This window comes from Mucilaginibacter rivuli, from assembly GCF_019391655.1.
In the GTDB taxonomy this organism is placed as follows: domain Bacteria; phylum Bacteroidota; class Bacteroidia; order Sphingobacteriales; family Sphingobacteriaceae; genus Mucilaginibacter; species Mucilaginibacter rivuli.
Map to the genome: position 1 here is coordinate 331,423 of NZ_JAHXPQ010000005.1, position 25,508 is coordinate 356,930.

Genomic DNA, 25,508 nt, shown 5'->3' on the forward strand with positions numbered 1-25,508 from the left:
GGAGTCTTACTGTTAATTTAGCTGTATGGTTAAATTACTTAACCTCAACAACAGCTCCTGCTTCTTCTAATTGTTTTTTCAAGCTTTCAGCTTCTTCTTTAGAAACACCAGCTTTTACTTCTTTAGGTGCGCCGTCAACTAAGTCTTTAGCTTCTTTCAAGCCTAAGCCTGTAAGGTCTTTTACCAATTTAACAACTGCCAATTTCTGGCCACCAGCTTCTTTCAATATTACATCAAAAGATGTTTGAGCTGCTGCTTCTGCAGGAGCGTCGCCACCACCTGCTGGTGCTGCTGCAACTGCAACTGCTGCTGCTGCTGGTTCAATACCATACTCGTCTTTAAGGATCTGAGCTAATTCGTTAACTTCTTTTACTGTTAAGTTTACCAACTGATCAGCAAACGATTTTAAATCTGCCATTATAATAAATTTTAATATTAATGCTTTGAAATTTTACTGCGAACTTTAAGGTAGTCCGTTTAACCTCTTTCTTGTAATGTTTTAACAATTCCGGCCAATTTGTTACCGCCCGATTGAAGAGCTCCGATAACATTTTTAGCAGGCGATTGCAATAAGCCAACGATCTCGCCAATAAGTTGTTCCTTTGATTTAAGGTTAACTAAAGCGTCCAATTGGTTATCACCAATAAATACCGCGGTATCAATGTAAGCTGCTTTTAAAACCGGCTTATCACCTTTTTTACGTAATTGTTTGATCAGTTTTGCCGGAGCAGTTCCTGATTTAGAGAACATAATAGATGAAGCGCCTTTTAATACATCATACATTTCGCTAAAATCACCATCAACAGCTTCCATAGCCTTTTTGATCAATGAATTTTTAGTTACCTGCATTTTGATGTCGCTTGCAAAACATTGACGGCGAATATCATTGATTTTCGCAACCGTTAAGTTAGAAGTATCAGTAATATAAAAATTACCGTACTCTTTGATTTGCTCAGTAAGGGCAAGAACAAGGTCGTGTTTTTCTTCTTTATTCATGATTAGATCCCCGCTACTGTTTTAGTTTCAACTTCGATTCCGGGAGACATAGTTGAAGAGACGTGAATGCTCTTAAAATATGTTCCTTTTGCTGCTGATGGTTTTAATTTTGAAATGATCTGAAGGATCTCCAGAGCGTTCTCATAAATCTTCTCAGCAGGGAAAGATACTTTTCCTATTGAGGCATGGATGATACCGGTTTTATCAACCTTGAAATCGATTTTACCTGCTTTTACCTCAGTTACAGCTTTACCAACTTCGGTAGTTACTGTTCCTGATTTAGGGTTAGGCATTAAGTTACGTGGTCCGAGTACACGACCCAAACGACCTACTTTAGCCATCACACTTGGCATAGTGATGATAATATCAACATCAGTCCATCCGCCTTCAATCTTGGCAATATATTCATCCAAACCTACAAAATCCGCACCTGCATCTTTTGCTTCTTGTTCCTTATCAGGAGTACAAAGCACTAATACACGTACAGTTTTACCGGTTCCATGAGGTAAGGTTGCAATACCACGCACCATTTGATTGGCTTTACGCGGATCTACACCTAAACGAACATCTATGTCAACAGATGCATCAAATTTGGCGATAGTGATATTTTTAACCAATGAAGATGCATCCTGTAAAGAATACGCTTTATTAACCTCAATTTTGGAGAGTGCCGTTTTTTGATTTTTTGTTAATCTTGCCACTGTCTTTTAACTGATTTTAATTAATTAATTATTCCAGGGCGCTGTACCAGAAACGGTAATTCCCATACTGCGTGCTGTACCAGCAACCATTTTCATGGCTGATTCTACGGTGAATGCGTTCAGATCTGTCATTTTATCTTTAGCAATAGTTTCAACCTGACCCCAGTTAACACTGGCAACCTTTTTACGGTTTGGCTCGGCCGAACCACCTTTTAAACCCGCTACTTCCATTAACTGGATAGCAACCGGAGGTGTTTTGATGATAAAATCAAAAGATTTGTCAACATACACAGTAATTACTACTGGTAACACTTTACCTGGCTTGTCTTGGGTACGGGCATTAAACTGCTTGCAAAACTCCATAATGTTCACACCTTTAGCACCCAATGCTGGGCCTATTGGTGGAGATGGGTTTGCCGCGCCGCCTTTTACCTGTAGTTTTACTAACGCACCGACTTCTTTTGCCATTTTAATTTACTTTTGTTTAATACTCAATGTTAGTAAGTGGAAGCTAAGTAACATTTAAGATTTTGTGAGTGATTGATTTATTGAATGATTGATTTCAAATAATCGTTCGCTCTATGTTAAAATAAGGATTGATTTAATCAATAAATCAAAAATCAATCCATCAATAATTATTCTTTTTCTACCTGCATGTAATTCAATTCGAGCGGTGTTCTGCGGCCGAATATCTTTACCATTACTTTCAGTTTCTTTTTCTCTTCGTTAACCTCTTCAATAACTCCGCTAAAACCATTGAAAGGACCGTCCATTACTTTAACGTTTTCGCCAACGTAATATGGTACATTCATTGTTTCGCCTTGCGCGGTCATCTCATCAACCTTACCTAAAATACGGTTCACTTCGGCCTGGCGCAAAGGGATAGCATTACCTGCTTTATCTCCTAAAAAACCAATTACACTATTAATATTTTTAATAATGTGCTCAAGCTCCCCATCTAAAGCGGCTTCCATCAATACATAACCCGGAAAAAAATTACGCTCTTTAGCTATCTTTTTTCCATCGCGCATCTGGTAGTATTTTTCCATCGGTATTAATACCTGTGGTACCAAATGTGATATGCCCAAACGGTTAATTTCGGCATCTATATATTGTTTAACCTTTTTTTCTTTACCACTAATGGCTCTCACTACGTACCATTTCAATTGATCGCTCATCCTATTAAAATATTACGCTAATGATTTATAAAAATAATGTAACAAGTTACCAAACGCCTGATCCATGCCCAGTATTATTAAAGCGATAATAATAGCAGCTACCAACACCAACATGGCACTGCTTTGCAGTTCGCTCCATGTAGGCCAGGTTACCTTATCGGTAAGCTCTTCGTATGATTCTTTTATATATTCTGTTACTTTAGCCATTTTTATTTCTATTCTGCACGGGAACAAGGATTCGAACCCTGATCAAAGGTTTTGGAGACCTCTATTCTACCATTGAACTATTCCCGTATTCCTAAAAATCCTAAACCGGATCTCTATTGTTTTTATATATTAGTACAAAAGTACCGGGACAATATCCCGGTACTTTTTGTAATAAAATTAACCACTCAGTACCCTAATTAAAGGGCTGAATTATTTCAATATTTCAGTTACCTGACCAGCACCTACTGTTCTGCCACCTTCACGGATAGCGAAACGTAAGCCTTTTTCCATTGCAATAGCGTTAATCAACTTTACAGTGATGGTAACGTTATCACCTGGCATAACCATTTCTACACCTTCTGCTAACGAGATCTCTCCAGTTACGTCTGTTGTACGGAAATAGAATTGCGGACGGTATTTGTTGAAGAATGGAGTGTGACGGCCACCTTCTGCTTTTGATAATACGTAAACTTCTGCTTTGAAATCAGTGTGTGGAGTTACTGAACCTGGTTTACAGATAACCATACCACGACGGATAGCTTCTTTTTCAATACCACGTAACAATAAACCTACGTTATCACCAGCTTCGCCACGGTCAAGGATCTTGCGGAACATTTCAACACCAGTTACGGTTGATTTTAAGTTCTCAGCACCCATACCTAAGATATCAACTTGCTCACCTGAGTTAATGATACCACGCTCGATACGACCGGTTGCAACAGTACCACGACCAGTGATCGAGAATACGTCTTCAACAGGCATCAAGAAAGGTAACTCAGTTAAACGTGGAGGAATTGGGATGTAGTTATCTACAGCATTCATCAACTCCATGATCAAACCAACCCATTTTGGATCGCCGTTCAAACCACCTAAGGCAGAACCTTGAATAACTGGGATATCATCACCTGGATATTCGTAGAACGATAATAGTTCGCGAATTTCCATTTCTACTAATTCTAATAATTCCGGATCATCAACCATGTCAACCTTGTTCATGAAAACAACAAGTGCAGGTACACCTACCTGACGAGCCAACAGGATGTGTTCGCGGGTTTGTGGCATCGGACCATCAGTTGCAGCAACTACGATGATAGCACCGTCCATCTGAGCAGCACCTGTAACCATGTTTTTCACATAATCCGCGTGACCTGGACAGTCAACGTGAGCATAGTGACGGTTAGCAGTTGAATACTCAACGTGAGCTGTATTGATAGTAATACCACGCTCTTTTTCTTCAGGAGCCGAGTCAATTGAATCAAATGAACGTGCTTCTGATAAACCTGCATCAGCTAATACTTTTGTGATAGCTGCGGTAAGGGTTGTTTTGCCGTGGTCAACGTGACCGATTGTACCGATGTTTAAGTGCGGTTTACTGCGGTCAAACTTTTCTTTTGCCATGATTTATTTAATGTTTGTAGGTTAATTTTATATTCTAACTTTTATAATATACATATTATAGAGCCAACAATGGGATTTGAACCCATGACCTCTTCCTTACCAAGGAAGTGCTCTACCCCTGAGCTACGTCGGCTTGTTTTGCCGGTTGTTAGTTCTGATAAACCAATAACCAACCTGAGCGGAAGACGAGGTTCGAACTCGCGACCTATAGCTTGGAAGGCTATCGCTCTACCAACTGAGCTACTTCCGCTTTCATTTAATGATTGAAGGATTGAGTTATTGATTGATTGAATAATTAAATCCAACCTGTCTAAAACTCAAACCTTTTATAATTAACAGCCAAATTCAATCATTTAGCTAATCTATCATTCAATCACTTAATCCAGTGGGGGGAGAAGGATTCGAACCTTCGTAGCCGAAGCAGCGGATTTACAGTCCGCCCCATTTGACCGCTCTGGTATCCCCCCATCTTGATTTCGGATTTCGGATTTACAATTTTGAATTTAAACCCGTGTGAGAAAAAATTCGAAATCGACCTATTCGAAATTCGAAATTAAGAGAGCCTCCTATCGGGATCGAACCAATGACCTACTGATTACAAGTCAGTCGCTCTACCAGCTGAGCTAAGGAGGCAAAAATTTATTTTAAGAACTATCCCTTTTATTTGTGAGATGTATGTTGAGTACCTCTCCAAAAGGGATTGCAAATCTACACAATTAAATGCCTCAACAAAATTTTTTTGCAAAAAAAATCGACAGGTAGTTTACCTGTCGATTTTAATAGAAAAAACGGTGTTTTTCTGACTATATATCGTCGGTCAATGATGCTAAAATGGCTTTGTTAACTGTTTCAACTCCTTTAACTTTCTTCTGTTTATGCTTATCTATCTGTTTTGTGAGCGATTCGATAGCTAAATCTGTTCCTTCTTCGAAGGTTTTACATTGGTACTTGGCAAACAATTGATTACCAGGTAACATTACTTTAAATTCGGTTATTTTATTTGCTTCATCTTCAACATTTTCAAGTTTTAAATAAACCTCGCCGCTAATGATCTGGTCGAAAAAAAGATCGAGCTTATCGGCTTTTTTTTGAATAAAATCTAACAATTTTTTGTCGGCATTGAAATGGATTGACTGGACTCTGATTTTCATAATGTACTCCTTTTTTTAAGCCTTTGGATGGGCTTGTTTGTAAATAGACTTTAATCGCTCAACTGAATTGTGTGTATAAATTTGGGTCGCGCTCAGGTTGGCGTGGCCCAAAAGCTCTTTTATGGAGTTCAGATCGGCTCCGTTATTTAATAGGCTTGTAGCAAATGAGTGCCGCAGCACATGCGGGCTTTTCTTATCCTGGGTTGATATTTGAGAAAGATATTTGTGCACTATCAGGTAAATCATTTTTGGATAAGCATTAGCACCTTTACTTGTAACGAATAATGTTAAAGAATTGTTATCAAAATTTTCACTTTTCTTTAAGGCCAGGTAATTTACCAGCAGGGCCTTCAATTCGTTATTAATGGGGATGATACGCTCTTTATTTCTTTTACCTAAAACTTTAATGGTATTGCTGTATAAATCAACATCAGCATCCTTTAACCCTACCATTTCGGCTAAGCGCATACCGGTACCGAATAACATCTCGATGATGAGCTTATCGCGAATGCCGGTAAAGCTATCGTCAAAGCTTTCATTGTTTGACAGCAGAGCCATGATCTTATCTTCCTCAACTACCACCGGCAGCCGTTTAGGTATTTTGGGGGCTTGTATTTTTGATGCAGGATTCTGCGTAATTAAACCCTCGCGCAGTAAAAATTTAAAGAAAGTGCGCAACGATGCCACTTTACGATTAACCGTTTTAGCAGTTTGCTCGTGATTCATCAACTCCACTATCCATTCGCGGATATCATTATAGGTTATCAATTGAATATCGGCAATAAGCGAAGTAACTTTGGTATCTATTTCTGCCGCAGTGAGTTTACTGTGCTGACCGGATGTGGCCGTATGCAAAAAAAATTGCTTAAGATCGTTTTGATAAGCAGTAACGGTATGTGTGGAGAACCGTTTTTCGTATTGAAGATATTTGACGAACCGCTCTAAAACCATAAAAACTATTTATACATTCAATAGTATGAATGTACAAATAGTTTTAATATGATGTAAAGAAAAAATTAATTTTCGCTTTTCAACAAAAATTAGTTACTTCCTTCTGCGTTCATGTTTTGAATGTAGATGGCGTGCTTGATTTCAGTACGACGAGCTACAGATTTTTTTTCGAAGGCCTGACGGCTGCGAAGTTCTCTTAACACTCCTGTTTTTTCAAATTTCTTTTTAAAGCGTTTTAATGCTTTATCTAATGATTCGCCGTCTTTTACGTTGATAATGATCATAGTTCTAAAAAATACCTCCTTTCAAGGGCTACAAAGGTAAGTACAATAGTTTGAAAATCAAAAGGGTAATTAAAAAAGAAACTATTAATAATTGCATCCCAGATTTTATATTTGCTCATCGCTTGTAAAATGGATACTACCTCTTTAAAAAAAATCATTATAAATAACCTGAATGATTACCTAAAGCCGCTTGGTTATAAGCACAAAGGCAATTGGTATACAGCCACCACAAATAATGATTTGACTTATTACATCAATCTGCAAAGCAGCACTGCTTCAACAAATCAACTTTTAAAAATTACGCTTAATATAGAAATAGCTTCCGCAAAGTTAGCTGCGTTTGATGATGACAGGATGCCGATCGATCAGCGCCGCCATTTTACAAAAAGGATTGGTTTTTATTTAGATAATCCGGAAGACAGATGGTGGACAGTTTCTGACGAAAACACCGCAAATACTTGTGCTGATGAAATTATAAGATTATTCGAAAAAAAAGCTTTACCTCAAATAAAAGAAATCAGGTCAACCAATGACTTGGTTGACCTGATGAAAAAATCAAACACCGAAAAAACAATCAGTTTCTTTCGGGAGAAATATATTGGGTTCTTTTAAAATCTATCCCTTTATCACTTCCCTTGCAATCACAATCTTTTGTATCTCACTCGTTCCCTCGCCTATGGTACATAATTTAGCATCACGATAAAACTTCTCTACCGGAAAATCTTTGGTGTAACCATAACCGCCGAATATCTGCACGGCTTCATTAGCGCATTTTACCGCCACTTCGGATGCGAAGTATTTAGCCATGGCCGATTGCTTGGTTACATGCTGCCCACGGTTCTTCAGGTCGGCAGCCTGTAGTATCAATAACTCAGCGGCTTCTATTTCCGTAGCCATATCGGCCAGTTTGAACGATATTCCCTGGAAGTTACTGATGGGCTGCCCAAACTGGTGGCGTTCCTTTGAATATTTAACGGCGGCTTCAAAAGCCCCTTTGGCAATGCCCAATGATAATGCGGCTATTGAAATGCGTCCGCCATCTAACACCTTCATTGCTTGTTGAAAGCCCTCGCCCTCTTTGCCTAACAGGTTCTCTTTTGGCACACGGCAGTTATCAAATATCAGTTCGGTAGTTTCTGATGCGCGCATGCCCAGTTTATTTTCCTTTTTACCATGCGTAAAACCGGGCGTGCCTTTTTCTATCACCAGTGCAGATATACCATGGGTATCGCCCTTCTCGCCTGTGCGTACCATTACTACAGCCACATTGCTCGATTTTCCGTGTGTGATCCAGTTTTTTGAACCATTCACCACATAATGGTCGCCATCTAAAACAGCGGTTGTAGCCATCCCCATCGCATCCGAACCGGTATTGGCTTCGGTTAAGCCCCAGGCACCAATCCACTCGCCTGTAGCTAATTTAGGCAACCAGCGGCGTTTTTGCTCTTCGTTAGCGAAGTATAAAATATGCCCTGTACAAAGCGAGTTATGCGCTGCTACCGATAAACCTATCGAGCCGCAAACTTTGGCTATCTCAACAATAACAGAAACATATTCGAAATAACTAAAACCCGAGCCACCGTATTCTTCTGGTACCAATACCCCCATCAGGCCGAGCCCACCCAATTGCTTAAATAGTTCTATCGGGAAGGTTTGGGCTTCATCCCACTCCATTACATGGGGGCGTATGTGTTTTTCGGCAAAATCTTTAACCATTTGGGCAACCATGCGCTGGTTTTCGCCCATCGAAAAGTCGTATCCTGTGGATACTTCGGCACTAAAATTCATCTGTTAATGTTGAGTTATTATGCAAACATAACAAATAAAAAAACAGGTTGTTGAGTCTAAAAACTATCGATATGATATAATAAAACGGTTTTTAGTACAGATATTAGGTTTAGTTAATTTAAACTAAGAAGCTATTAGCATTAACCGCTTAAAATAATTGAAATTATTTTTTTAGTATTCTGCCAATACAATGATCTGGTCGGATATCGGGCTTATTTTCTCTCTCCCTTTCAAAAAGCTTAACCCTACCACAAACGAAAAACCGGCTACTATGCCACCCATTTCGTTGATGAGTTCGCTTGTCGCGGTAACGGTACCGCCTGTAGCCAACAAGTCGTCATGTATCAGCACGTGCGAGCCCGGCTCAAAGGCATCAGTATGCAACTCAATGGTGGCTGTACCGTATTCCAACTCATATACTTTTTGCTTAATGGTATATGGCAGCTTGCCTGCTTTCCTTACGGGAATGAAAGGAACACCTAAGCGCATGGCCAGCATCAAACCAAAAAGAAAACCTCGGCTCTCTACTCCTGCAACCACGTCTACGCGGGTATCGCCCAATCTTTCAATAAACGCGTCAACAATCCCCGAACACACTTCAGGGCTTTTCAATATCGGGGTGATGTCTTTAAAAACTATACCAGGCTTTGGGAAATCGTGAATATCGCGGATAACGGCCTTGATCTGTTGCTCTATCATTTGAATTTTAAATAGGGCGCAATTTTACGCAAAATTTCTTCATTAAGTATAGCCACATTTTGTACATCTTCCATCGATGTATAATTGCCGTGTTGCGTACGGTATTGCAATATGGCATTCATCTGTTTAAAATTGAGATACGGGAAAGGGCGCAACTCTTCAATGGTCACTTTATTGATCGCTATCTTATTGATGCGCCTTGAATTAACTGTAATGTTCTTTTCTATCGCATGATATTTAACTGTATCAATACCGTACACTTCCATCAGTTGTTGTTTATTTACAAACCCGCCCAGGTCTTTCCGGTATTTTATAATGCGTTGGGCAAACGATGCGCCTATACCCTTTATTTGTGTAAGCTTAACCGAATCTGCCGTGTTTATCTCTACAATAATGTCAGCAACCTTACCTTTAAACTCATCTGGCGGGATGTTTATGTAGGGCTCAAGCCTTTTATAATCTGCAGCGGTAAGCGCGTACATTTTCTTCACATCTGCTTTGGTAGCAAAACGGCCGCCTTTGTTCTCGTAGTTTTTAATGCTGTGGATCTGCTTTTTACTTAAACCTAATTTTAGCCATAAACTATCAGGAAGCTTATTAGGATTAAACACAAACAACTGCGCCTTTTCGTTTTTCATGTTCCAATCCGGGTCTGTATCATCATAATCGGTTGTGTAAGCAGTATCAATACGTTTAGCTGCTTTAATAAGGGCAATGTCTTTGTTAAACTCTGTCAGGTCCATCACCTTTTCTTTGCGGAAATACCCGATGGTATATGATGAGCCCCAGATCAGCACCATAATAACGAGCAGCACCAACATGCCGTTCCATTCTTTTTTACTGATGTCGAAATAATTTTTAAGTCCTGATTTCATCCTGCCTGATGTTTAGCTAAACTATGGCTATTTTTGGTTATTATTACAAACCGTATGAAGATAATCACCAGGGCCGAATTTGCCAAAGCTACCGGATTAGACAAATTTAAAATGCCCGGTCTGGCCGCCCTGCTCATGGAGGTGATGAAAATAAACAAAGTAAACACGCTTTTTGAGGAATCGGAACATAACCAGGGGACGGCTTTTATTGATGCCATACTGGATGGCTGCGGCGTTAGCATTGATTTTGACGAAAAGGAACTCAAAAATATCCCGACAAACGGCGGCTTTATCGCGATAGCCAACCACCCTTATGGCGGTATTGAGGGCCTGGCCTTATTACGATTACTATGCACAGTACGGCCCGACTCCAAGCTAATGGCCAACTTTTTACTAAAGAAGATACCTAACCTGAGCGAATACTTTATAGCGGTAAACCCTTTTGAGAATATTGACCATTCATCCAGTATAAGCGGCATTAAAAATACGTTGGAGCTTTTGCAGGGGGGTACCCCCATTGGTATTTTTCCGGCAGGAGAAGTATCCACTTATCAAATAGAAACCCAACAGGTAACCGACAGGTTATGGAGCCCGGTTGTAGGCAAGATCATCGCGAAAGCAAATGTGCCTGTTATACCTATCTATTTTCATGGCAATAACGGTTTACTGTTTAACCTGCTGGGTTTGATACACCCTACCCTCCGCACGGCCAAACTCCCATCAGAACTCTTTAACAAACAAGGCCATACCATTAAGGTACGTATTGGCAAACCTATCGATGCAGGGGAGATAGCTGCTTATGGTAAAAACACTACAAAGCTGCTTGGTTTCCTTCGTGCTAAAACCTATGTACTGGGTACGGGTATCGAAGAGCATAAAAGCCTTTTCAAACCACGTAACCTGTTCAAAATAAAGAAACGGCCGGAAGCTATTACTGCTGAAACCACTATCAGCCTGCTTGAAACCGAGGTTACCGGCTTACGCGATGAACACCTGATATGGACCGAAAAGGATTACGAGGTGTATGTTGCTCCAACATCAGCCATTCCCAATATCATTCATGAGATAGGCCGACTGCGCGAGATCACTTTCCGTGAGGTTGGCGAAGGCAGTAATAAAAGCATCGACCTGGATGAATACGATATTTACTACCACCAGCTTTTTATCTGGGACACCAAAGCCAAAATGATTGTTGGCGCTTACCGCATTGGCTTGGGCGACGAGATCTATTATAGTTTGGGAAAGAAAGGCTTTTATACCTCGACCCTGTTTAAGATCAAAGGCCCCTTCACCCCTATCCTGAAACAAAGCCTCGAACTTGGCCGCTCTTTCATCCGGAAGGAATACCAGCAAAAACCTTTACCCTTATTCCTGTTATGGAAAGGCATTTTGAAATACTTGATAGATAACCCGCGCTACCGATACCTTATCGGGCCAGTTAGCATCAGCAATAGCTTCTCTAAATTCTCCAAATCACTCATTGTGGATTATATTACCCGCAACCACTTTGACGATGAGCTTGCACGATATGTAAAGCCCCGCAAAAAGTTTAAGGTAGATTTTTCGAAGATAGATACCGACTCACTGTTACATGGCGATGAAAGCTTTAAGGCCCTTGATAGCCTGATATCCGAAATTGAACATAACCACCTCAAAATACCGGTATTGTTAAGGCAGTACATCGCGCTTAACGCCAGGATCATCTCTTTTAATGTTGACCCTAAATTTGCCGATTGCCTGGACGGCTTTTTAGTGCTTGACCTGCAAAATGTACCGGTGGAGATGTTAGATAAGTTGGGAAAGAATTTGTAAATTCCCACCACGTCATTGCGAGGCACGAAGTAATCTTCGATAGAAAGGTCGGCGATAAACAGGGCGTGAATGTATATAGGATTGCTTCGTACCTCGCAATGACGCGTTCTTTTACCAGATCGCCTAATATTTTATCTTCCACTTCAACAGCACAAAGTGCAGCAGCCATATCGGGCCTATGAGTAGGAATTTGATATCATCTAAAAACGAAGGTTTTTTCCCTTCTATTTTATGGCCTATGAACTGGCCTATCCACGCAAGCACAAATATCACCAGGCATGATTGCCATAATTGCGGGCCACCCACTGCACTCCAGTTAGCCAGTTCCATTACGCCATATGTAAATACAAACACTACAATGAGCATAAAGTAGGATAGCACCGGCGACAACTTGTAGTAATAGTAAATACTGAACCCGATTAAAAACGAAGCCCAGTTTAAATCTTCATTATACCTGCCTAAAAATTTGATATACGGAAACGGTATGGACCAAACCAAACCCAGTAAACTAAACACGATCAGCGGAACGCATATCCAATGGATGATCTCGTTGGTATAGTTTTGATGGCTTTCGGCATACTTGTCAAAATAAACATCAACAAGCTTTTTAGGTTCCTTTGAGGGACCGGTGCTTTTGCCTGATTTTATTGTTGCTGCCATAACACTAAGGGTGCTGTGTTAAGTATAAACCCTCTCCTTTTCGGGAGAGGGTTTGATTGGTTTCTTATTATTTCGCGAAGGCTACCGAGCGGGTTTCCCTGATCACGGTAACTTTGATCTGCCCCGGGTAGGTCATCTCGGTTTGGATACGGTTTGAAATATCTGCTGCCAGTATTTCCGATTGCGCATCGGTTATCTTTTCGCTTTCAACAACCACACGCAATTCGCGGCCGGCTTGTATAGCGAAGGTTTTCTCAACACCAGGATATGATAAAGCCAGCTCTTCCAGTTCTTTCAAACGTTTAATGTAGCTTTCTACCACCTCGCGGCGTGCGCCGGGACGAGCACCTGATATCGAGTCACAAGCCTGTATAACAGGTGATATCATCGAGGTCATTTCTATCTCATCATGGTGAGCGCCAATAGCGTTACAAACCTCAGGGTTCTCTTTATACTTTTCAGCTAATTGCATACCCAAAATAGCGTGTGGCAGTTCAGGGTTATCGTCAGGCACTTTACCAATATCATGCAGTAAGCCTGCGCGTTTAGCTAATTTTACGTTCAGTCCCAACTCAGCAGCCATAGTAGCGCAAAAGTTTGCTACTTCGCGGCTGTGTTGCAACAGGTTTTGCCCGTAACTTGAGCGGTAACGCATACGGCCAACCATACGGATCAGCTCCGGGTGTAAACCGTGGATACCGAGGTCAATTACAGTACGCTCACCTATCTCAACAATCTCTTCTTCAATTTGCTTTTTGGTTTTAGCCACCACTTCCTCAATACGGGCCGGGTGGATACGCCCGTCGGTTACCAAACGGTGCATAGCCAAACGGGCAATCTCGCGCCGAACCGGGTCAAATCCAGAAAGGATAATAGCTTCAGGAGTATCATCAACAATGATCTCGATACCTGTTGCGGCTTCCAGCGCGCGGATGTTACGTCCTTCGCGACCTATGATACGGCCCTTCACCTCATCATTATCGATGTTGAAGATGGAAACCGTATTCTCAATAGCGCTCTCGGTAGCGGTACGCTGTATGGTTTGGATAACAATCTTTTTAGCCTCTTTAACCGCAGTAAGTTTAGCTTCATCAACCACATCTTTAATATGGATCATGGCTTTGGTACGGGCTTCTTCGCGCAGGTTATCAACCAGTTGGTTACGGGCCTCTTCTGCTGATAATCCTGCAAGGGTTTCCAACTGCTGAATGTGCTGATTTTTTAACACTTCAACTTCTTCCTGTTTCTTAACAGCAATTTCGGTTTGGCGCTCTAAATTTTTACGCACGTTGTCCATCTCCTGGTCTTTACGCGTTGCATTCTCGAGCTTTTGATTTAACGATTGTTCCTTTTGCTTCAGGCTGTTCTCGCGTTGATTAAAAGCATTATTTTTGCCGTTTAGCTCTTGTTCGTGTTCCGCTTTTAATTGCAAAAACTTCTCTTTGGCTTCCAGCATCCTGTTTTTCTTCAACAATTCGGCATCGTTTTCGGCTTCTTTTAAAATCTTTTTAACTTTTGCCTGTGCGGCTATCTCCTGGTCTTTAAAAAGCTTCCTCAGAAAAAAGCGACCTATTGGCACACCGGCGCCTACGCCTACCAATAACCCGATAATTAAATATAATAGTACGTCCATGTTTGTGTATATAATTGGTATAAATAAAAAAAACCGCAACTAAATTTTAAGCTTCATGTATTAATAAACTCCATTTATGAGGACTGGAAGCGGGGTCATCGTTAAATACATGGAAGTAACGTTCACCCTCTTGCTTTCGCCAATATTGAAGTGTTAAGTTTTAAATAGTGAAACTTAAAAATTTAACTGCGGTTAGATTTTTAATTGCTCTGTATATGTAAAGAACGTTTATTACTTCGAAAAAAAATCATTCAGCAATCCGTCAAGCTGATACACTTTCTCGGCTACCTCAGTGTCTTCAACCACTACCCTTTTCTCGGCTTTTAAGGCCGATGTAGCGTAATGCAACACACACATCGATAACAGATCCTGCTTATCCTTAACAGCGTAACCCTCCTGGTACTCCTTTATCCGGTCGTTTATCAGTTTGGCCGCCCTGCGTATTATCTCTTCCTCTTCCATGTTTACCTTTAAAGGGTAAACTCTGTCAGCAATATTTATTTTTATGGAGATTTCTCCCATTGAGCTGTTTCACATTTTCGTGTTACTTTTTCAGCAACACAATACACTTATCTATTTCCCGCACAAATTCGTTAATTTTTTGCTTGATGTCAAGTGTTTTCTCATTTGTTTCTGAGAACGACTTGGCTAACTTCAATACACGAAGCTTTTCATCAAGTTCTTTATTCTTTTCTTTACTGGCTGATAACGCTACCTTGAAGGATTCGTTCTCCAGCTTTAGTAAATCATTTTCTTCCTGTAAGGCAGCACAAAGCTCAATTAACCGTTCTGTTTTCTCTACAACTTTACTTAATTGATCAGCTAATACAGCCATTGTTTGTTATTCGTTATTCTTATTTTTTACTTGTTTGTTAACGGGATACTAAGTTACGGTTATTTTAGTTATTTATTGTTAAGTTATTGAGTTGCTTCAAGTGCACAATTAATTGTCAAATCAACAAATAACCCAACAACCTAATAACGCAAAAACTATTTACGAATCTCCGCTCCCACCTCTTTTCCAAAATTAAATATCAGCTTCTGCATAATGCCGTCAATGGCTTTATCTGTCAAGGTGTTGGCTTCATCCTGCAACACAAAGCTCAGCGCGTAGCTCTTTTTGCCAGCCGGTAGTTTATCGCCCTCGTAAACATCAAACACATTTACATCCTTTAACAACTTACGCTCGGTTTTTTGCGCTATTTGTTTTAACTGCTGGAAAGTAACATTTTTATCTATCAGCATCGACAGGTCGCGGTTTACCGCCGGGAACTTCGATATCTCCTGGTAAACTATCTTATTCTTCTTCACTAAGTTCAGCACCAGGTCAAAGTTAAAGTCGGCGTAAAACACTTCTTTGTCTACATCTGCCTTTTTCAAAGCGGTTTTAGCTACCGCGCCAAAGCTTACCAATATTTTGCCGTTTTTAATATACTGCAAACCATAGGCAAAATCTGCGCTCGCACTGTCTTCAACAATATAGTCTTTTATGCTCAGGCGGTCAACCAAAGTATCAACCACCGCTTTCAAATTGTAAAAGCTGCTTGGTTTTGATTTTGCATTCCAGTTCTCACCAGCGTTCACGCCTGTTATAAATACCGAGAACTTTTGGCTCTCTACATACTTATCCTCGCGCACGTTGTACACCTTACCAAACTCGTAAAACTTCAAATTAGCTGCTTTTCGGTTTTGATTGTAAGCAATAGCCTCCAATCCCGAGTAGAGCATGCTTTGGCGCATAATATCCAGATCGCTGCTTAGCGGGTTCAATATCTTTACAGCCTCATCAATACTCTCGGCATAAACCGATTTGGTGAGCGAGTTCGACAATATCTCGTTAAAGCCATTCGCGCTAAGCACGTCGGAAATGCTATTCTGCACCGTATCTTTATCGGGCCTGTTCGATGTATTGAGCGAGGCGCGTATCTGTGTAGGTATCTCGATATTGTTATAACCGTAAATGCGCAGTATCTCTTCTATCACATCCACATCGCGGGTAACATCCACGCGGTATGGCGGAACTTTAAGCGATAAGCCTTCGGCCGTTTCGTTTACCACCTCAATATCCAAAGCTGTAACGATGGATTTTATGGTATCATGACCGATCGCTTTACCGATCAGCCTATCCACATTGGCATAACTCAACTCCACTGCGAAAGGTGATACCGGTGCAGGGTAGTTGTCATAAATTTCGGATGAAATGCTGCCGCCCGCTACTTCTTTTATTAATAAGGCAGCATATTTCAAAGCAAACACCGTCATATCCGGATCAGTGCCTCGTTCAAAACGGAACGAAGCATCTGTCTTCAATCCAAAACGTTTGGATGTTTTACGCACCGATACCGCATTGAAATAAGCGCTCTCTAAAAATATGTTCTTTGTGGTTTCTGTAACGCCCGAAGCCTCGCCGCCGAACACACCGGCAATACACATGGGTCCGGTAGTGTTGCATATCATCAGGTCGTCGGCATGTAGCTTACGCTCTACGCCATCCAGGGTTTTAAAAATCGTTCCTTCGGCGCAGTTCTTCACAATCACTTTATTACCCGTTATCGCATCCGCATCAAAAGCATGCAGCGGCTGGCCCAAGCCATGCAATACATAGTTGGTTATATCTACCACGTTGTTGATACTTCGGATGCCAATAACTGCCAATTTTTCTTTCAGCCATTTCGGCGAATCTTTCACTTCAATACCCGAAATTGACAGGCCTGAATACCTTGGCGCGGCTGCTTCATTCTCCACCACAACTTCTATTTTTGAATCATGGTTATCCACCTTAAATGCCGACACATCAGGTTTACTGATAGCTAACTTCAAAAAAGCAGCGATATCCCTCGCCGTCCCCAAATGCGAAGCCGCGTCTGCCCGGTTTGGTGTTAAGCCTATTTCGTATAAATAATCATCGTTTAGCTTAAAGTAGTCTTTAGCCAATGAGCCAATCTGCGCATTCGAATCCAGCACCATAATACCATCATGCGATTCGCCCAAACCAATCTCATCTTCGGCGCATATCATCCCCATCGACTCTTCGCCCCGTATCTTTGATTTATTGATCTTGAAAGGCTCTCCGCTTAATGGGTAAACTGTAGTACCAACCGTAGCAACCACAACCGTTTGCCCGGCAGCCACATTTGGCGCGCCGCAAACTATCTGAAGGTCTTCGCCGGTGCCTACGTCAACTTTGGTTATGCTTAACCTATCTGCATTGGGGTGCTGGCTGCGCTCCTTTACATAACCGATAACTAAACCTTCCAATCCACCGGGAATGGCTTGTACCTTTTCAAGGCTCTCCACCTCAAGGCCTGTGCCTGTCAAAATAATGGATATTTCTTCGGGCGTTTTATCTGTTTGTATAAATTGCTTTAACCAGTTGTACGAGATCTTCATTGCGTGCTAAAAAATAGAGTGGCAAAGATAAGTTTTTGATTTCGGATGTCGGATGTCCGATTTCGGATTTTTGCGCTGATCAAAAAAGCAGGTATGTTGATTTCACATACCCACATTTGCACATTACATCAAATCCTCATCGCCAAAACTAAAGTAAGCATCATCGGTAATGATGATATGGTCAAATATCTTGATCTCGAGCAGCCTTGCACCTGCGGTTATCTTTTTAGTCAGATCAATATCCTGCTGACTTGGCTTTAAGCTACCTGAGGGATGGTTATGCGCCAGTATAATCGACGAGGCATTATGCTCTATCGCTATTTTGAATATTATTTTCGGGTCGGCAATAGTGGCAGCCATCCCGCCCTTGCTTACCAGGTGCGTACCTATCACTTTGTTGGATTGCGCCATCAGCAATATCCAGAACTCCTCGTGGTTCAAATCGGCCAATAGCGGGTACAATATTTTGTAAGCATCACGGCTGCAGGTAATCCGCTCCACCGCTTTTTCATCCGTATCATCCCTGCGGCGGCCAAGCTCCAATGCTGCAACAATGGATATGGCTTTCGCTTCGCCAATGCCTTTAAACTTACACAGGTCGGATACACTGGCTTTACCTACCGCGTTCAGGTCGTTCTTATAATGATGCAATATACGCTTGCTCAACTCCACCGCCGATTCGTTCCGGCTGCCCGACCCTATCAGTATGGCAATCAACTCCGCATCAGTTAAGGTGCGCCTGCCCTGCCCTACTAATTTCTCGCGCGGGCGGTCTTCCTCAGCCCAGGCTTTGATACTGAGGCTTGCTTCGTAATTATCCATTAGCTAAAGCTACAATTTAATGTGCAAATGAAAAAGCAGGTAAAAACAGGTATTTAAAAACTCATGCTTCCGATCCTTATTCTTTGCTCCTTGTTCCTTCATCCAAAAAAGCAGGTAAAAACAGGTATTTTTCACATAATAAAAAACCCTTAAAACAAAAATAGCGTCCCGAATACATCGGGACGCTATTTTAAACGCTTATTAAAGGCGTTATATGCTTATGCTAAGCCGTTAACAAATTTAGTCAGTTTCGACTTATTGTTTGAAGCTTTGTTTTTGTGGATCACATTCTTTTTAGCTAAACGGTCAAGCATAGAAATCACTTTAGATAAAAGTGGAGTAGCTTCAACTTTAGAAGTTGTACCTCTTAATCTTTTGATGGCATTTCTGGTGGTTTTTGCCTGATACCTGTTACGCAGACGCTTCGCAGCGTTGCTCCTGATTCTTTTTATTGATGATTTATGATTTGCCATTGCTTATAGCTAATTATTTCGTTCTGTTTTAAGGACTGCAAATATAGAAACTTGTTTTTAATTTACAAAGAGTAGAATGAAAATATTTTAGATTTAATTACCGATCACATATAGCCAATACCTGAATGGAGAGTAACAGAAAATCATCGGTGAGCAATGCATTTTTTATCTTGCCCCGCTTGTTAAAACAAAAGCGGCCCGTTTTCCGGAAAGGGAAAACGGGCCGTTGTAATAAATAGCCTAAGCTTATTCTATAGCAAACATATCGCTGGTAACTACAACTTTATTACCCGTCTGGATATCATCCCTGGTGTAAACAGTATAAACTTTACCACTTTGTATAACGGCAGCAGGTATACTTGTAGCTGTTGTAGATGTATTGTACAGGTTAAATTTTATTGGATATGTACCTGCACTAACAGTAACATAAGGCGTATTGGCTTTGTAACCCTGCCTTCCAAAAATTACAGTATTATTTACCACAACATCTAATAAAGGCGAAGCTGGTGCAGCGTTTACAAATTTAATGAGGGCTGTACCCGCAGCAGGCGCGTTTGCAGGTTTATTATCGGCAACTAATATTGCCTCCTGGTTGTTTTTTTCTCCTGCATAAAACAAGCTGTAATACTGGCCGGCATAAAAGCCTGATGATGTAGATTTTACAGTGCTGCCCGTTGCCGATTTAATTACAACCGGTTCTCTTATAAAACTTGGTTTGGTATTATAGTACCCACGCTCTTCGCCATACAAATTCAAGCCGGCCCCGTTTTGCACACCGGCTACATATAATGTTAAAGGGCCAAGGCTGGGGTTAGCATTTATAAACTGAACATGGGCATAAGTATCGGTTGTTGATGATGGCGGGGTTTCTGTTGTTGGTGATGAGATCACCAGACTATCTTCAACAGATACTTCATCAGATATATCGGCACTTTGTTTTGAGCACGAAGTAATAAATAATCCTATAGTTATAGCGGCAAATAGGCCCGCGGTTTTAGTTAGCGTTTTCATATCATAGTTGTTTTATTTGTTAATAGTATTACATATAAATCAACTTTTAAACCAATAATTCTTACCGGTTAATCAATTTTCATTTTTCGTGTAAAAAACAATACAATTTTTCCCTTCTCAATACAATTTATTCCGGTAAAATATTCAACTATGTTTGTTTTTTCAATAAGGATAAATAAACTCCCCTCTATTTTTATTGCTTCAGCAAAAACAACCGTACCCTATCGGATTCAAAATGACTATATTTCAGAACAGTTGTATGCAGCAGCTTTTCTTTTCCTTACATTAGTTTATGATGAAATGCAGGGCTACAATACTCCTTTTTTGTATTACAGTGATGGTGCTATGCTCGTCATGGGGATTTTTCGGCCACAAGCGTATTAACCGGGTAGCTGTTTTTACGTTGCCTAAAGGAATGGCGGCCTTTTACCGGGCCAATATTGATTACATTACCGACCATGCCGTTGATCCGGATAAACGCAGGTATGTAGATTCGACCGAAGGTTTCAAACACTTTTTTGATGCCGACCATTACGGGAAACACCCCTTCGAAAAAATGCCGCAACGCTGGAAAGAGGCCGAAAGGCAATACTCGGCCGATTCATTAAATAAATACGGTACCGTACCCTGGACCATCCAATACTATTATTATCGCCTTGTAAGAAACTTTAAGGATAAAGATACCGCCGCTATTTTAAAAACCTCGGCCAACCTGGGCCATTACATTGCCGATGCGCACGTGCCCTTACACCTAACAGAAAATTACAACGGACAGTTTACCCATCAGGACGGCATACATGCTCTTTGGGAAACCCGCGTACCCGAATTACTAAGCGATAACTATCACTACAACGTTGGCAAAATACGCTACATTAACGACCCGCTAAAAGAAGCCTGGAAAATTTGCCACCGCACGTTTAAATGCGTAGATTCAGTTTTAATATTTGAGCGCAGGCTGGATAAAACATTTTCTGCCGACACAAAATACACCATAACCAAACGCGGCAGCCGGAATGTTAAAGATTATTCGGCGGCATACGCTACTGCTTACAGTAAAAGCTTACACGGAATGGTGGAACGGCAAATGCGGGCATCAATACTTGCCATAGGCAGCTTTTGGTTTTCGGCTTGGGTGGATGCCGGGCAGCCCAACCTGGATAAACTGATTGACAACAACCTGCAAAAAAAAGATATCACCAACGAGCTATCATTATATAAGCTGGGCAAAGTATTACCTAAACCTAATTAATGAAGATGAGAGAAAAACTGATCATAAAAAAACAAAGCCACGATAAGATCATGTGGCGCAGCCATGAACCCTCGCGCCTGGAAACCTTTAGCGATGCAGTGTTTGCCTTTGCGCTAACGCTAATCGTTCTTTCAATCGAAGTGCCCAAGAGTTTTGACGAGCTTGCCGGGCTGATGAAAGGAACCTTAAGTTTTGGCTTTTGCTTTTTAGTATTGTTTATGATATGGAACACGCAAAACATCTTTTTCAGGCGGTTCGGCCTTACTGATGGGCGCACGGTTACTTTAAATGGCATACTCATGTTTGTATCATTAATATATGTATACCCAATGAAATTTTTAACCACACTTTTTGTTGATAGCACTTATGTAGAACATGGCGAAGTTTTACCACGGATGAAAACCGGCCAGATTGCCGACCTGATGATCTTATATAGTGCGGGATATTTTGTTATTTACCTTTTATTCTTCCTGATGTATAAAAATGCGGAACGCCACAGTACCGAATTGGAGCTTACACCGGCGGAATTATACGAAACCAGAACTACCAGCTATATCAACCTAATTAATATGGCAATAAGCGCTACTGTAATTATAGCCGCGCTAATTGTACCAGCCCATATGGCAGGTATGTGCGGTTTCATATATTTTTTGATTGGCCCTGCCTATACCATTTGCTATAGTTACCGGGGCAAAAGATCAAGGCTGCAATTCGCTGACTGATTAGGTAGCCGACTGATTTGCTTTTTTGCCTTTAAGCGCAGCGTAAACAGCCGGGATAACCGATATCAATATAATAGCCAATGATACCAGCGAAAAGTGCTTTTGGAAAAACTCGAGCCCGCCTAAAAATTTACCGGCAAACAGGAAAATGATGATCCACGCGGTACCGCCAATAATGTTGTAGCTGCTGTAACGGCCAAACTGCATTTTACCAACCCCGGCCACAAATGGGGCAACGGTGCGGATAATTGGCACAAACCTGCTGAATATTACAGCCTTGCCCCCATGTTTGGTAAAAAAGTCCTGCGTTTGGTTGTAGTACTCCAGTTTCAGTATTTTGTTTTCAGGTTTAAAAACCTTTACACCAAAATAACTTCCTGCAAAGTAATTAACGGTATTACCTGTAAAAGCCGCCACTATCAGTATAACAGTCATCAGGTAAATATCAAGTCCGGTGTTGCCGCCTGCTATTAACGCGCCTGCTGCAAACAGTAACGAGTCGCCGGGTAAAAAGGGGGTTACCACAAAGCCTGTCTCTGCAAAAATGATGGCAAACAGGATAAGGTATGTCCAAGCCTGGTAATCGTGAATAATGTGTGCAAGGTTTTTATCAATATGTAGTATAAAATCTATCAGGCTTTTTATAAGTTCCAATGTCGTATTGTTTTAATGGTGCCAAAACTAATCATATCGGCACACAAATAATTAATTTATTTATTGATCATTACGGCTGCACCAATGGCGGCTGTATCGGTACGGCCGGTAAGGCCGTGGGTAAACAGGGTGTACAGGCGCCCATCCTGAATGGTTATCAAAGGAACATCAACCAATACGCCGGTAGATGCTCCGGTGGCAAATATCTTAAAATCATATATTCCCGCAGGCAATTGCTGATAAGCAGATACCCCTTTAAAAGGAATGGCTGAAAATGCCTTTGTACCATTGGCCGTTACATCAAGTCCGGTTGTGCGTGGCGACGTGTTCACAAAGCGTATTTTGCCGCTGCCCAATGTTGGTATTGATGATGTATCGGCAACAAGCATGGCCGTTAACGATTCTGAACTGGCAGTACTTGCATTTATACCTAAAACGTATAGCGAATAACTGGTATTAACCGCAAGCGTATCATTACCGGTAAGTACGGTAAGGTATTTTGTATTGCGTACCTGGAAAAATTGCGGCCCACTGCTTAACGAATAATAATTAGATGCTGCGGGGTACCTGAAAAAAGGACCTATTTGTACTCCGCCGCCAATAGCTACAGTTACCGGGCCAATATCAGGGCTGGCATTTATTACCGCTATTTTAGTGGTTGCCGATGACGGGCTAACCGAAGCGCTGCCATTAGGATTGCAGGACGATAATACAACAACAGCAATAAGTGTGAGCAATAGCCATATCCCGCCCTTGCCTTTGGTTGCTGATAATTGATAACTGATATTCATTGCTGCAAAGTTAATTATTCAAAGCTACGTTAAAACCCTTAGTACCCGATTGATTAACTATGCCGTAAGCATACATGGTATATACACTGCGTGGCTTTAACACAATGCTCTTGCTTAATATGGTGGTTGCCGTACCTGCTATATTTACTTTTAGCGCTACGGTGCCGCTATCCGGCCTTGCATAGCCCGATACACTTTTGTATGCCTTGTTGCTCAATAGTAAGCTGTTCAAGTAAACATCTACAGCCTGTGCCGTTGGCGACGCGTTAACAAACCGCAGTTTAGGTTTACCTGCAACGGAAACTTCATTATCAACAGTTAAAATTGTGTTTATGGTATTAACGCCATTACCATAATTACCGGTTAGATATATGGTATAGTTTGAATCGGGCTTAAATGTAATGGGGCTTTCTATTAGCTGCGCGTAAGTGGTGTCTTTAAATGATACATTTTGCTGCCCCGATGCAACGTTTATGTACCCCGATGCTTCCAGGTAAGCTATACGGTACCCGTTTTGCCTGGTGCCGTTAAAATACAGGTTTGCCGATACGCCATCGGGTATGGTATTAACAAAAGACAAGTGGGCTTTATTGCCAACAACATCGGGCGTATCGCTGTTAATTTTATTGCAGGCAGCTATAGCCACGGGCAATACACAAAATAAAAACAAACGATACAAGCCTTTTATATTCATAGCTAACGGCATCAAAAATAAATTTATAATGCCTAATAAACGAATTTGTTTAGTCAACCAATATAACACAATGCACGTATACGATATAAACAGCAGGTATATCATTAGCAAACAAAACTATTTTGATACATAAGCTGTTGATATCTAAATACATGTTAACAAATAAATCACGCGAAGTTTACATATCTGAGTTGTTATACTGCTAAATTAGTGAAAACTCAATTCAGGGTTATCTAACTTATAATAAGAATATTATGACCTGGAGAAAATTTAGCGGCGAAATACTACAATCGCCAATTATTGAAGAAGTTGAAAAAGCCATCGAGCGTGAAAGCAACCTGGGCAACAAACTAAAAGTTTGTATAGGCACAGATTCGCAGGTTAAAGGCAGCGTAACAGATTTTGCAACGGTTATTGTTTTTTTGCGCGAGCAACGTGGCGGATTCATGTTTATCCACCAGGAACGCACTTCGCAAAAAATGACCATCAAAGAGCGTATGCTTAACGAGGTGCAAAAATCTATAGACATTGCCTACAGGCTTTGCACTTTGCTTGACCTTTACGATGTTGACCTGGAAGTACATGCCGACATTAACACCAACCCGATGTTTAAATCGAACCAGGCACTGCACGAGGCTATGGGTTACATTTTAAGCATGGGCTTTGTGTTTAAAGCCAAGCCCGAAGCTTTTGCCAGCTCATATTGCGCCAATAAAATGGTGCAGTAAGTACTTTAACACTTTTTGTAAGTACCCGATTCCGCGCTACAGGAACCGGCATTTACTTTCTTGCCTTACCGCATTTCTGTTTTTCAACAGGATACAGGAAACTACCCCCTATACTTTTGCCGTATATTAGAAACCTTTATCAAAGCAAACTGTTGTAAAAACGTGAAAACATATCATTTTAAGTTCGAAACCACCCTGCCCATAGCATTAGCGGAAGCCTGGGATTTTTTCTCCTCGCCGCTTAACCTTACCAAAATAACACCCGAAAAGATGAACTTCGTCATCATGTCGGATTTTAAGGCGGATACAAAAATGTACCCGGGGATGTTTATCAGGTATAAAATAACACCCTTGTTCGGCATTAAAATGAATTGGGTAACCGAGATAACGCACGTTAAAGACCAGGAATATTTTGTTGATGAGCAACGCACCGGCCCTTATGCCATTTGGCACCACGAGCACCATTTTAAACCTGTTAAAGGCGGTGTGCACATGACAGACATTTTAACTTACGCTATCCCATACGGCATTATCGGGCGTTTAGCTAACAGGCTGCTGGTTAAAAAACAGGTGAAAATGATATTCGCTTATCGCGACAGGGAAATAAAAAAACTGTTTGGTATTTATAAAGCGGTTTAACG

30 protein-coding genes and 5 tRNA genes are annotated in these 25,508 nt (G+C 41.1%); 6 read left to right on the top strand and 29 right to left on the bottom strand.

Annotated elements, in window-relative coordinates:
* Positions 1-34 precede the first annotated feature (34 nt).
* The 15 genes from rplL to rpsU all read right to left on the bottom strand — a co-directional run bounded on the left by rplL (position 35) and on the right by rpsU (position 6,866).
* Positions 35-418: a 50S ribosomal protein L7/L12 gene (gene rplL, locus KXQ82_RS14070; RefSeq protein WP_219489031.1), complete on the bottom strand. Its 384-nt coding sequence runs from the start codon at positions 416-418 to the stop codon at positions 35-37.
* 59 nt (positions 419-477) lie between these two features.
* The gene (gene rplJ, locus KXQ82_RS14075; RefSeq protein WP_219489032.1) at positions 478-996 is read right to left on the bottom strand and encodes a 50S ribosomal protein L10; all 519 of its coding nucleotides are present in this window, start codon (positions 994-996) and stop codon (positions 478-480) included.
* A 2-nt stretch (positions 997-998) separates the two neighbouring features.
* Positions 999-1,697 (bottom strand): 50S ribosomal protein L1, encoded by a 699-nt coding sequence (gene rplA, locus KXQ82_RS14080; RefSeq protein ID WP_219489033.1) that lies wholly within the window; start codon positions 1,695-1,697, stop codon positions 999-1,001.
* A gap of 24 nt (positions 1,698-1,721) precedes the next feature.
* Positions 1,722-2,165, bottom strand: a complete 444-nt coding sequence (gene rplK / locus KXQ82_RS14085) for a 50S ribosomal protein L11 (protein WP_219489034.1) — start codon at positions 2,163-2,165, stop codon at positions 1,722-1,724.
* 167 nt (positions 2,166-2,332) lie between these two features.
* Positions 2,333-2,875 carry a transcription termination/antitermination protein NusG gene (gene nusG, locus KXQ82_RS14090; protein WP_219489035.1) on the bottom strand — a complete coding sequence of 181 codons (543 nt, stop codon included), beginning with the start codon at positions 2,873-2,875 and terminating at the stop codon, positions 2,333-2,335.
* Positions 2,876-2,887: 12 nt separating this feature from the next.
* On the bottom strand, positions 2,888-3,082 hold the full coding sequence (gene secE / locus KXQ82_RS14095; protein WP_219489036.1) for a preprotein translocase subunit SecE: 195 nt from the start codon (positions 3,080-3,082) through the stop codon (positions 2,888-2,890).
* Between the two features lie 16 nt (positions 3,083-3,098).
* Positions 3,099-3,169, bottom strand: a tRNA-Trp gene (locus KXQ82_RS14100).
* A gap of 123 nt (positions 3,170-3,292) precedes the next feature.
* Entirely contained in the window at positions 3,293-4,480 is a 1,188-nt protein-coding gene (gene tuf, locus KXQ82_RS14105; protein ID WP_219489037.1) for an elongation factor Tu, read from the bottom strand.
* Between the two features lie 61 nt (positions 4,481-4,541).
* Positions 4,542-4,613, bottom strand: a tRNA-Thr gene (locus tag KXQ82_RS14110).
* 44 nt (positions 4,614-4,657) lie between these two features.
* Positions 4,658-4,730, bottom strand: a tRNA-Gly gene (locus KXQ82_RS14115).
* Between the two features lie 136 nt (positions 4,731-4,866).
* Positions 4,867-4,947: transfer RNA gene (locus KXQ82_RS14120), tRNA-Tyr, on the bottom strand.
* 93 nt (positions 4,948-5,040) lie between these two features.
* Positions 5,041-5,113 (bottom strand) — tRNA-Thr (locus KXQ82_RS14125).
* Positions 5,114-5,283: 170 nt separating this feature from the next.
* Complete coding sequence (locus tag KXQ82_RS14130) at positions 5,284-5,631, bottom strand: HPF/RaiA family ribosome-associated protein (protein WP_219489038.1); 348 nt, start codon at positions 5,629-5,631, stop codon at positions 5,284-5,286.
* A gap of 15 nt (positions 5,632-5,646) precedes the next feature.
* Entirely contained in the window at positions 5,647-6,582 is a 936-nt protein-coding gene (locus tag KXQ82_RS14135) for a phage lytic cycle repressor MrpR family protein (protein ID WP_219489039.1), read from the bottom strand.
* Positions 6,583-6,671: 89 nt separating this feature from the next.
* Positions 6,672-6,866, bottom strand: coding sequence for a 30S ribosomal protein S21 (rpsU, locus tag KXQ82_RS14140; RefSeq protein WP_219489040.1), 195 nt, complete (start codon positions 6,864-6,866; stop codon positions 6,672-6,674).
* A 129-nt stretch (positions 6,867-6,995) separates the two neighbouring features.
* Here rpsU and KXQ82_RS14145 point away from each other — a divergent pair, with 129 nt between their 5' ends.
* On the top strand, positions 6,996-7,478 hold the full coding sequence (locus tag KXQ82_RS14145; RefSeq protein ID WP_219489041.1) for a DUF4304 domain-containing protein: 483 nt from the start codon (positions 6,996-6,998) through the stop codon (positions 7,476-7,478).
* A 3-nt stretch (positions 7,479-7,481) separates the two neighbouring features.
* Here KXQ82_RS14145 and KXQ82_RS14150 read toward each other — a convergent pair whose 3' ends face one another.
* The 3 genes from KXQ82_RS14150 to KXQ82_RS14160 all read right to left on the bottom strand — a co-directional run bounded on the left by KXQ82_RS14150 (position 7,482) and on the right by KXQ82_RS14160 (position 10,228).
* Positions 7,482-8,654, bottom strand: coding sequence for an acyl-CoA dehydrogenase family protein (locus KXQ82_RS14150; RefSeq protein ID WP_219489042.1), 1,173 nt, complete (start codon positions 8,652-8,654; stop codon positions 7,482-7,484).
* Positions 8,655-8,825: 171 nt separating this feature from the next.
* Positions 8,826-9,353 carry an adenine phosphoribosyltransferase gene (locus tag KXQ82_RS14155; RefSeq protein ID WP_219489043.1) on the bottom strand — a complete coding sequence of 176 codons (528 nt, stop codon included), beginning with the start codon at positions 9,351-9,353 and terminating at the stop codon, positions 8,826-8,828.
* Positions 9,350-10,228: a helix-hairpin-helix domain-containing protein gene (locus KXQ82_RS14160; RefSeq protein WP_219489044.1), complete on the bottom strand. Its 879-nt coding sequence runs from the start codon at positions 10,226-10,228 to the stop codon at positions 9,350-9,352. The genes KXQ82_RS14155 and KXQ82_RS14160 overlap by 4 nt, the downstream gene beginning before the upstream one ends.
* A gap of 54 nt (positions 10,229-10,282) precedes the next feature.
* Here KXQ82_RS14160 and KXQ82_RS14165 point away from each other — a divergent pair, with 54 nt between their 5' ends.
* The gene (locus KXQ82_RS14165) at positions 10,283-12,040 is read left to right on the top strand and encodes a bifunctional lysophospholipid acyltransferase family protein/GNAT family N-acetyltransferase (RefSeq protein ID WP_219489045.1); all 1,758 of its coding nucleotides are present in this window, start codon (positions 10,283-10,285) and stop codon (positions 12,038-12,040) included.
* Between the two features lie 123 nt (positions 12,041-12,163).
* On the opposite strand, the gene KXQ82_RS14170 is transcribed toward KXQ82_RS14165, so the two are convergent.
* The 8 genes from KXQ82_RS14170 to KXQ82_RS14205 form a co-directional block, all read right to left on the bottom strand.
* Entirely contained in the window at positions 12,164-12,700 is a 537-nt protein-coding gene (locus KXQ82_RS14170) for an Mpo1 family 2-hydroxy fatty acid dioxygenase (protein WP_219489046.1), read from the bottom strand.
* Positions 12,701-12,767: 67 nt separating this feature from the next.
* Positions 12,768-14,333, bottom strand: coding sequence for a ribonuclease Y (rny, locus tag KXQ82_RS14175; RefSeq protein WP_219489047.1), 1,566 nt, complete (start codon positions 14,331-14,333; stop codon positions 12,768-12,770).
* 231 nt (positions 14,334-14,564) lie between these two features.
* Positions 14,565-14,855 carry a cell division protein ZapA gene (locus tag KXQ82_RS14180; RefSeq protein WP_219489048.1) on the bottom strand — a complete coding sequence of 97 codons (291 nt, stop codon included), beginning with the start codon at positions 14,853-14,855 and terminating at the stop codon, positions 14,565-14,567.
* Positions 14,856-14,877: 22 nt separating this feature from the next.
* Entirely contained in the window at positions 14,878-15,168 is a 291-nt protein-coding gene (locus KXQ82_RS14185; protein WP_219489049.1) for a hypothetical protein, read from the bottom strand.
* 155 nt (positions 15,169-15,323) lie between these two features.
* On the bottom strand, positions 15,324-17,723 hold the full coding sequence (pheT, locus tag KXQ82_RS14190) for a phenylalanine--tRNA ligase subunit beta (RefSeq protein ID WP_219489050.1): 2,400 nt from the start codon (positions 17,721-17,723) through the stop codon (positions 15,324-15,326).
* A 123-nt stretch (positions 17,724-17,846) separates the two neighbouring features.
* Entirely contained in the window at positions 17,847-18,545 is a 699-nt protein-coding gene (gene radC, locus KXQ82_RS14195) for a RadC family protein (RefSeq protein ID WP_219489051.1), read from the bottom strand.
* Between the two features lie 218 nt (positions 18,546-18,763).
* Positions 18,764-19,018, bottom strand: coding sequence for a 30S ribosomal protein S20 (gene rpsT, locus KXQ82_RS14200; protein WP_219489052.1), 255 nt, complete (start codon positions 19,016-19,018; stop codon positions 18,764-18,766).
* A 246-nt stretch (positions 19,019-19,264) separates the two neighbouring features.
* Positions 19,265-20,029: a DUF4397 domain-containing protein gene (locus KXQ82_RS14205; RefSeq protein ID WP_219489053.1), complete on the bottom strand. Its 765-nt coding sequence runs from the start codon at positions 20,027-20,029 to the stop codon at positions 19,265-19,267.
* A 292-nt stretch (positions 20,030-20,321) separates the two neighbouring features.
* Here KXQ82_RS14205 and KXQ82_RS14210 point away from each other — a divergent pair, with 292 nt between their 5' ends.
* The gene (locus KXQ82_RS14210) at positions 20,322-21,278 is read left to right on the top strand and encodes a zinc dependent phospholipase C family protein (RefSeq protein ID WP_255563661.1); all 957 of its coding nucleotides are present in this window, start codon (positions 20,322-20,324) and stop codon (positions 21,276-21,278) included.
* On the top strand, positions 21,278-22,000 hold the full coding sequence (locus KXQ82_RS14215) for a TMEM175 family protein (RefSeq protein WP_219489054.1): 723 nt from the start codon (positions 21,278-21,280) through the stop codon (positions 21,998-22,000). Before KXQ82_RS14210 ends, KXQ82_RS14215 begins: the two co-directional genes overlap by 1 nt.
* Here the strand turns inward: KXQ82_RS14215 and KXQ82_RS14220 are convergent, their stop codons facing one another.
* From KXQ82_RS14220 to KXQ82_RS14230, 3 genes are read right to left on the bottom strand one after another with little or no spacing between them, the layout of a single operon-like run.
* Entirely contained in the window at positions 22,001-22,654 is a 654-nt protein-coding gene (locus KXQ82_RS14220; protein ID WP_219489055.1) for a DedA family protein, read from the bottom strand. It abuts the gene before it with no gap.
* Positions 22,655-22,710: 56 nt separating this feature from the next.
* The gene (locus tag KXQ82_RS14225) at positions 22,711-23,445 is read right to left on the bottom strand and encodes a DUF4397 domain-containing protein (RefSeq protein WP_219489056.1); all 735 of its coding nucleotides are present in this window, start codon (positions 23,443-23,445) and stop codon (positions 22,711-22,713) included.
* A gap of 10 nt (positions 23,446-23,455) precedes the next feature.
* Positions 23,456-24,139, bottom strand: coding sequence for a DUF4397 domain-containing protein (locus KXQ82_RS14230; protein ID WP_219489057.1), 684 nt, complete (start codon positions 24,137-24,139; stop codon positions 23,456-23,458).
* 254 nt (positions 24,140-24,393) lie between these two features.
* Here KXQ82_RS14230 and KXQ82_RS14235 point away from each other — a divergent pair, with 254 nt between their 5' ends.
* Together KXQ82_RS14235 and KXQ82_RS14240 are read left to right on the top strand one after the other, a co-directional pair.
* Positions 24,394-24,867, top strand: coding sequence for a ribonuclease H-like YkuK family protein (locus KXQ82_RS14235; RefSeq protein WP_219489058.1), 474 nt, complete (start codon positions 24,394-24,396; stop codon positions 24,865-24,867).
* A 162-nt stretch (positions 24,868-25,029) separates the two neighbouring features.
* On the top strand, positions 25,030-25,506 hold the full coding sequence (locus KXQ82_RS14240; RefSeq protein ID WP_219489059.1) for an SRPBCC family protein: 477 nt from the start codon (positions 25,030-25,032) through the stop codon (positions 25,504-25,506).
* Positions 25,507-25,508: the final 2 nt, after the last annotated feature.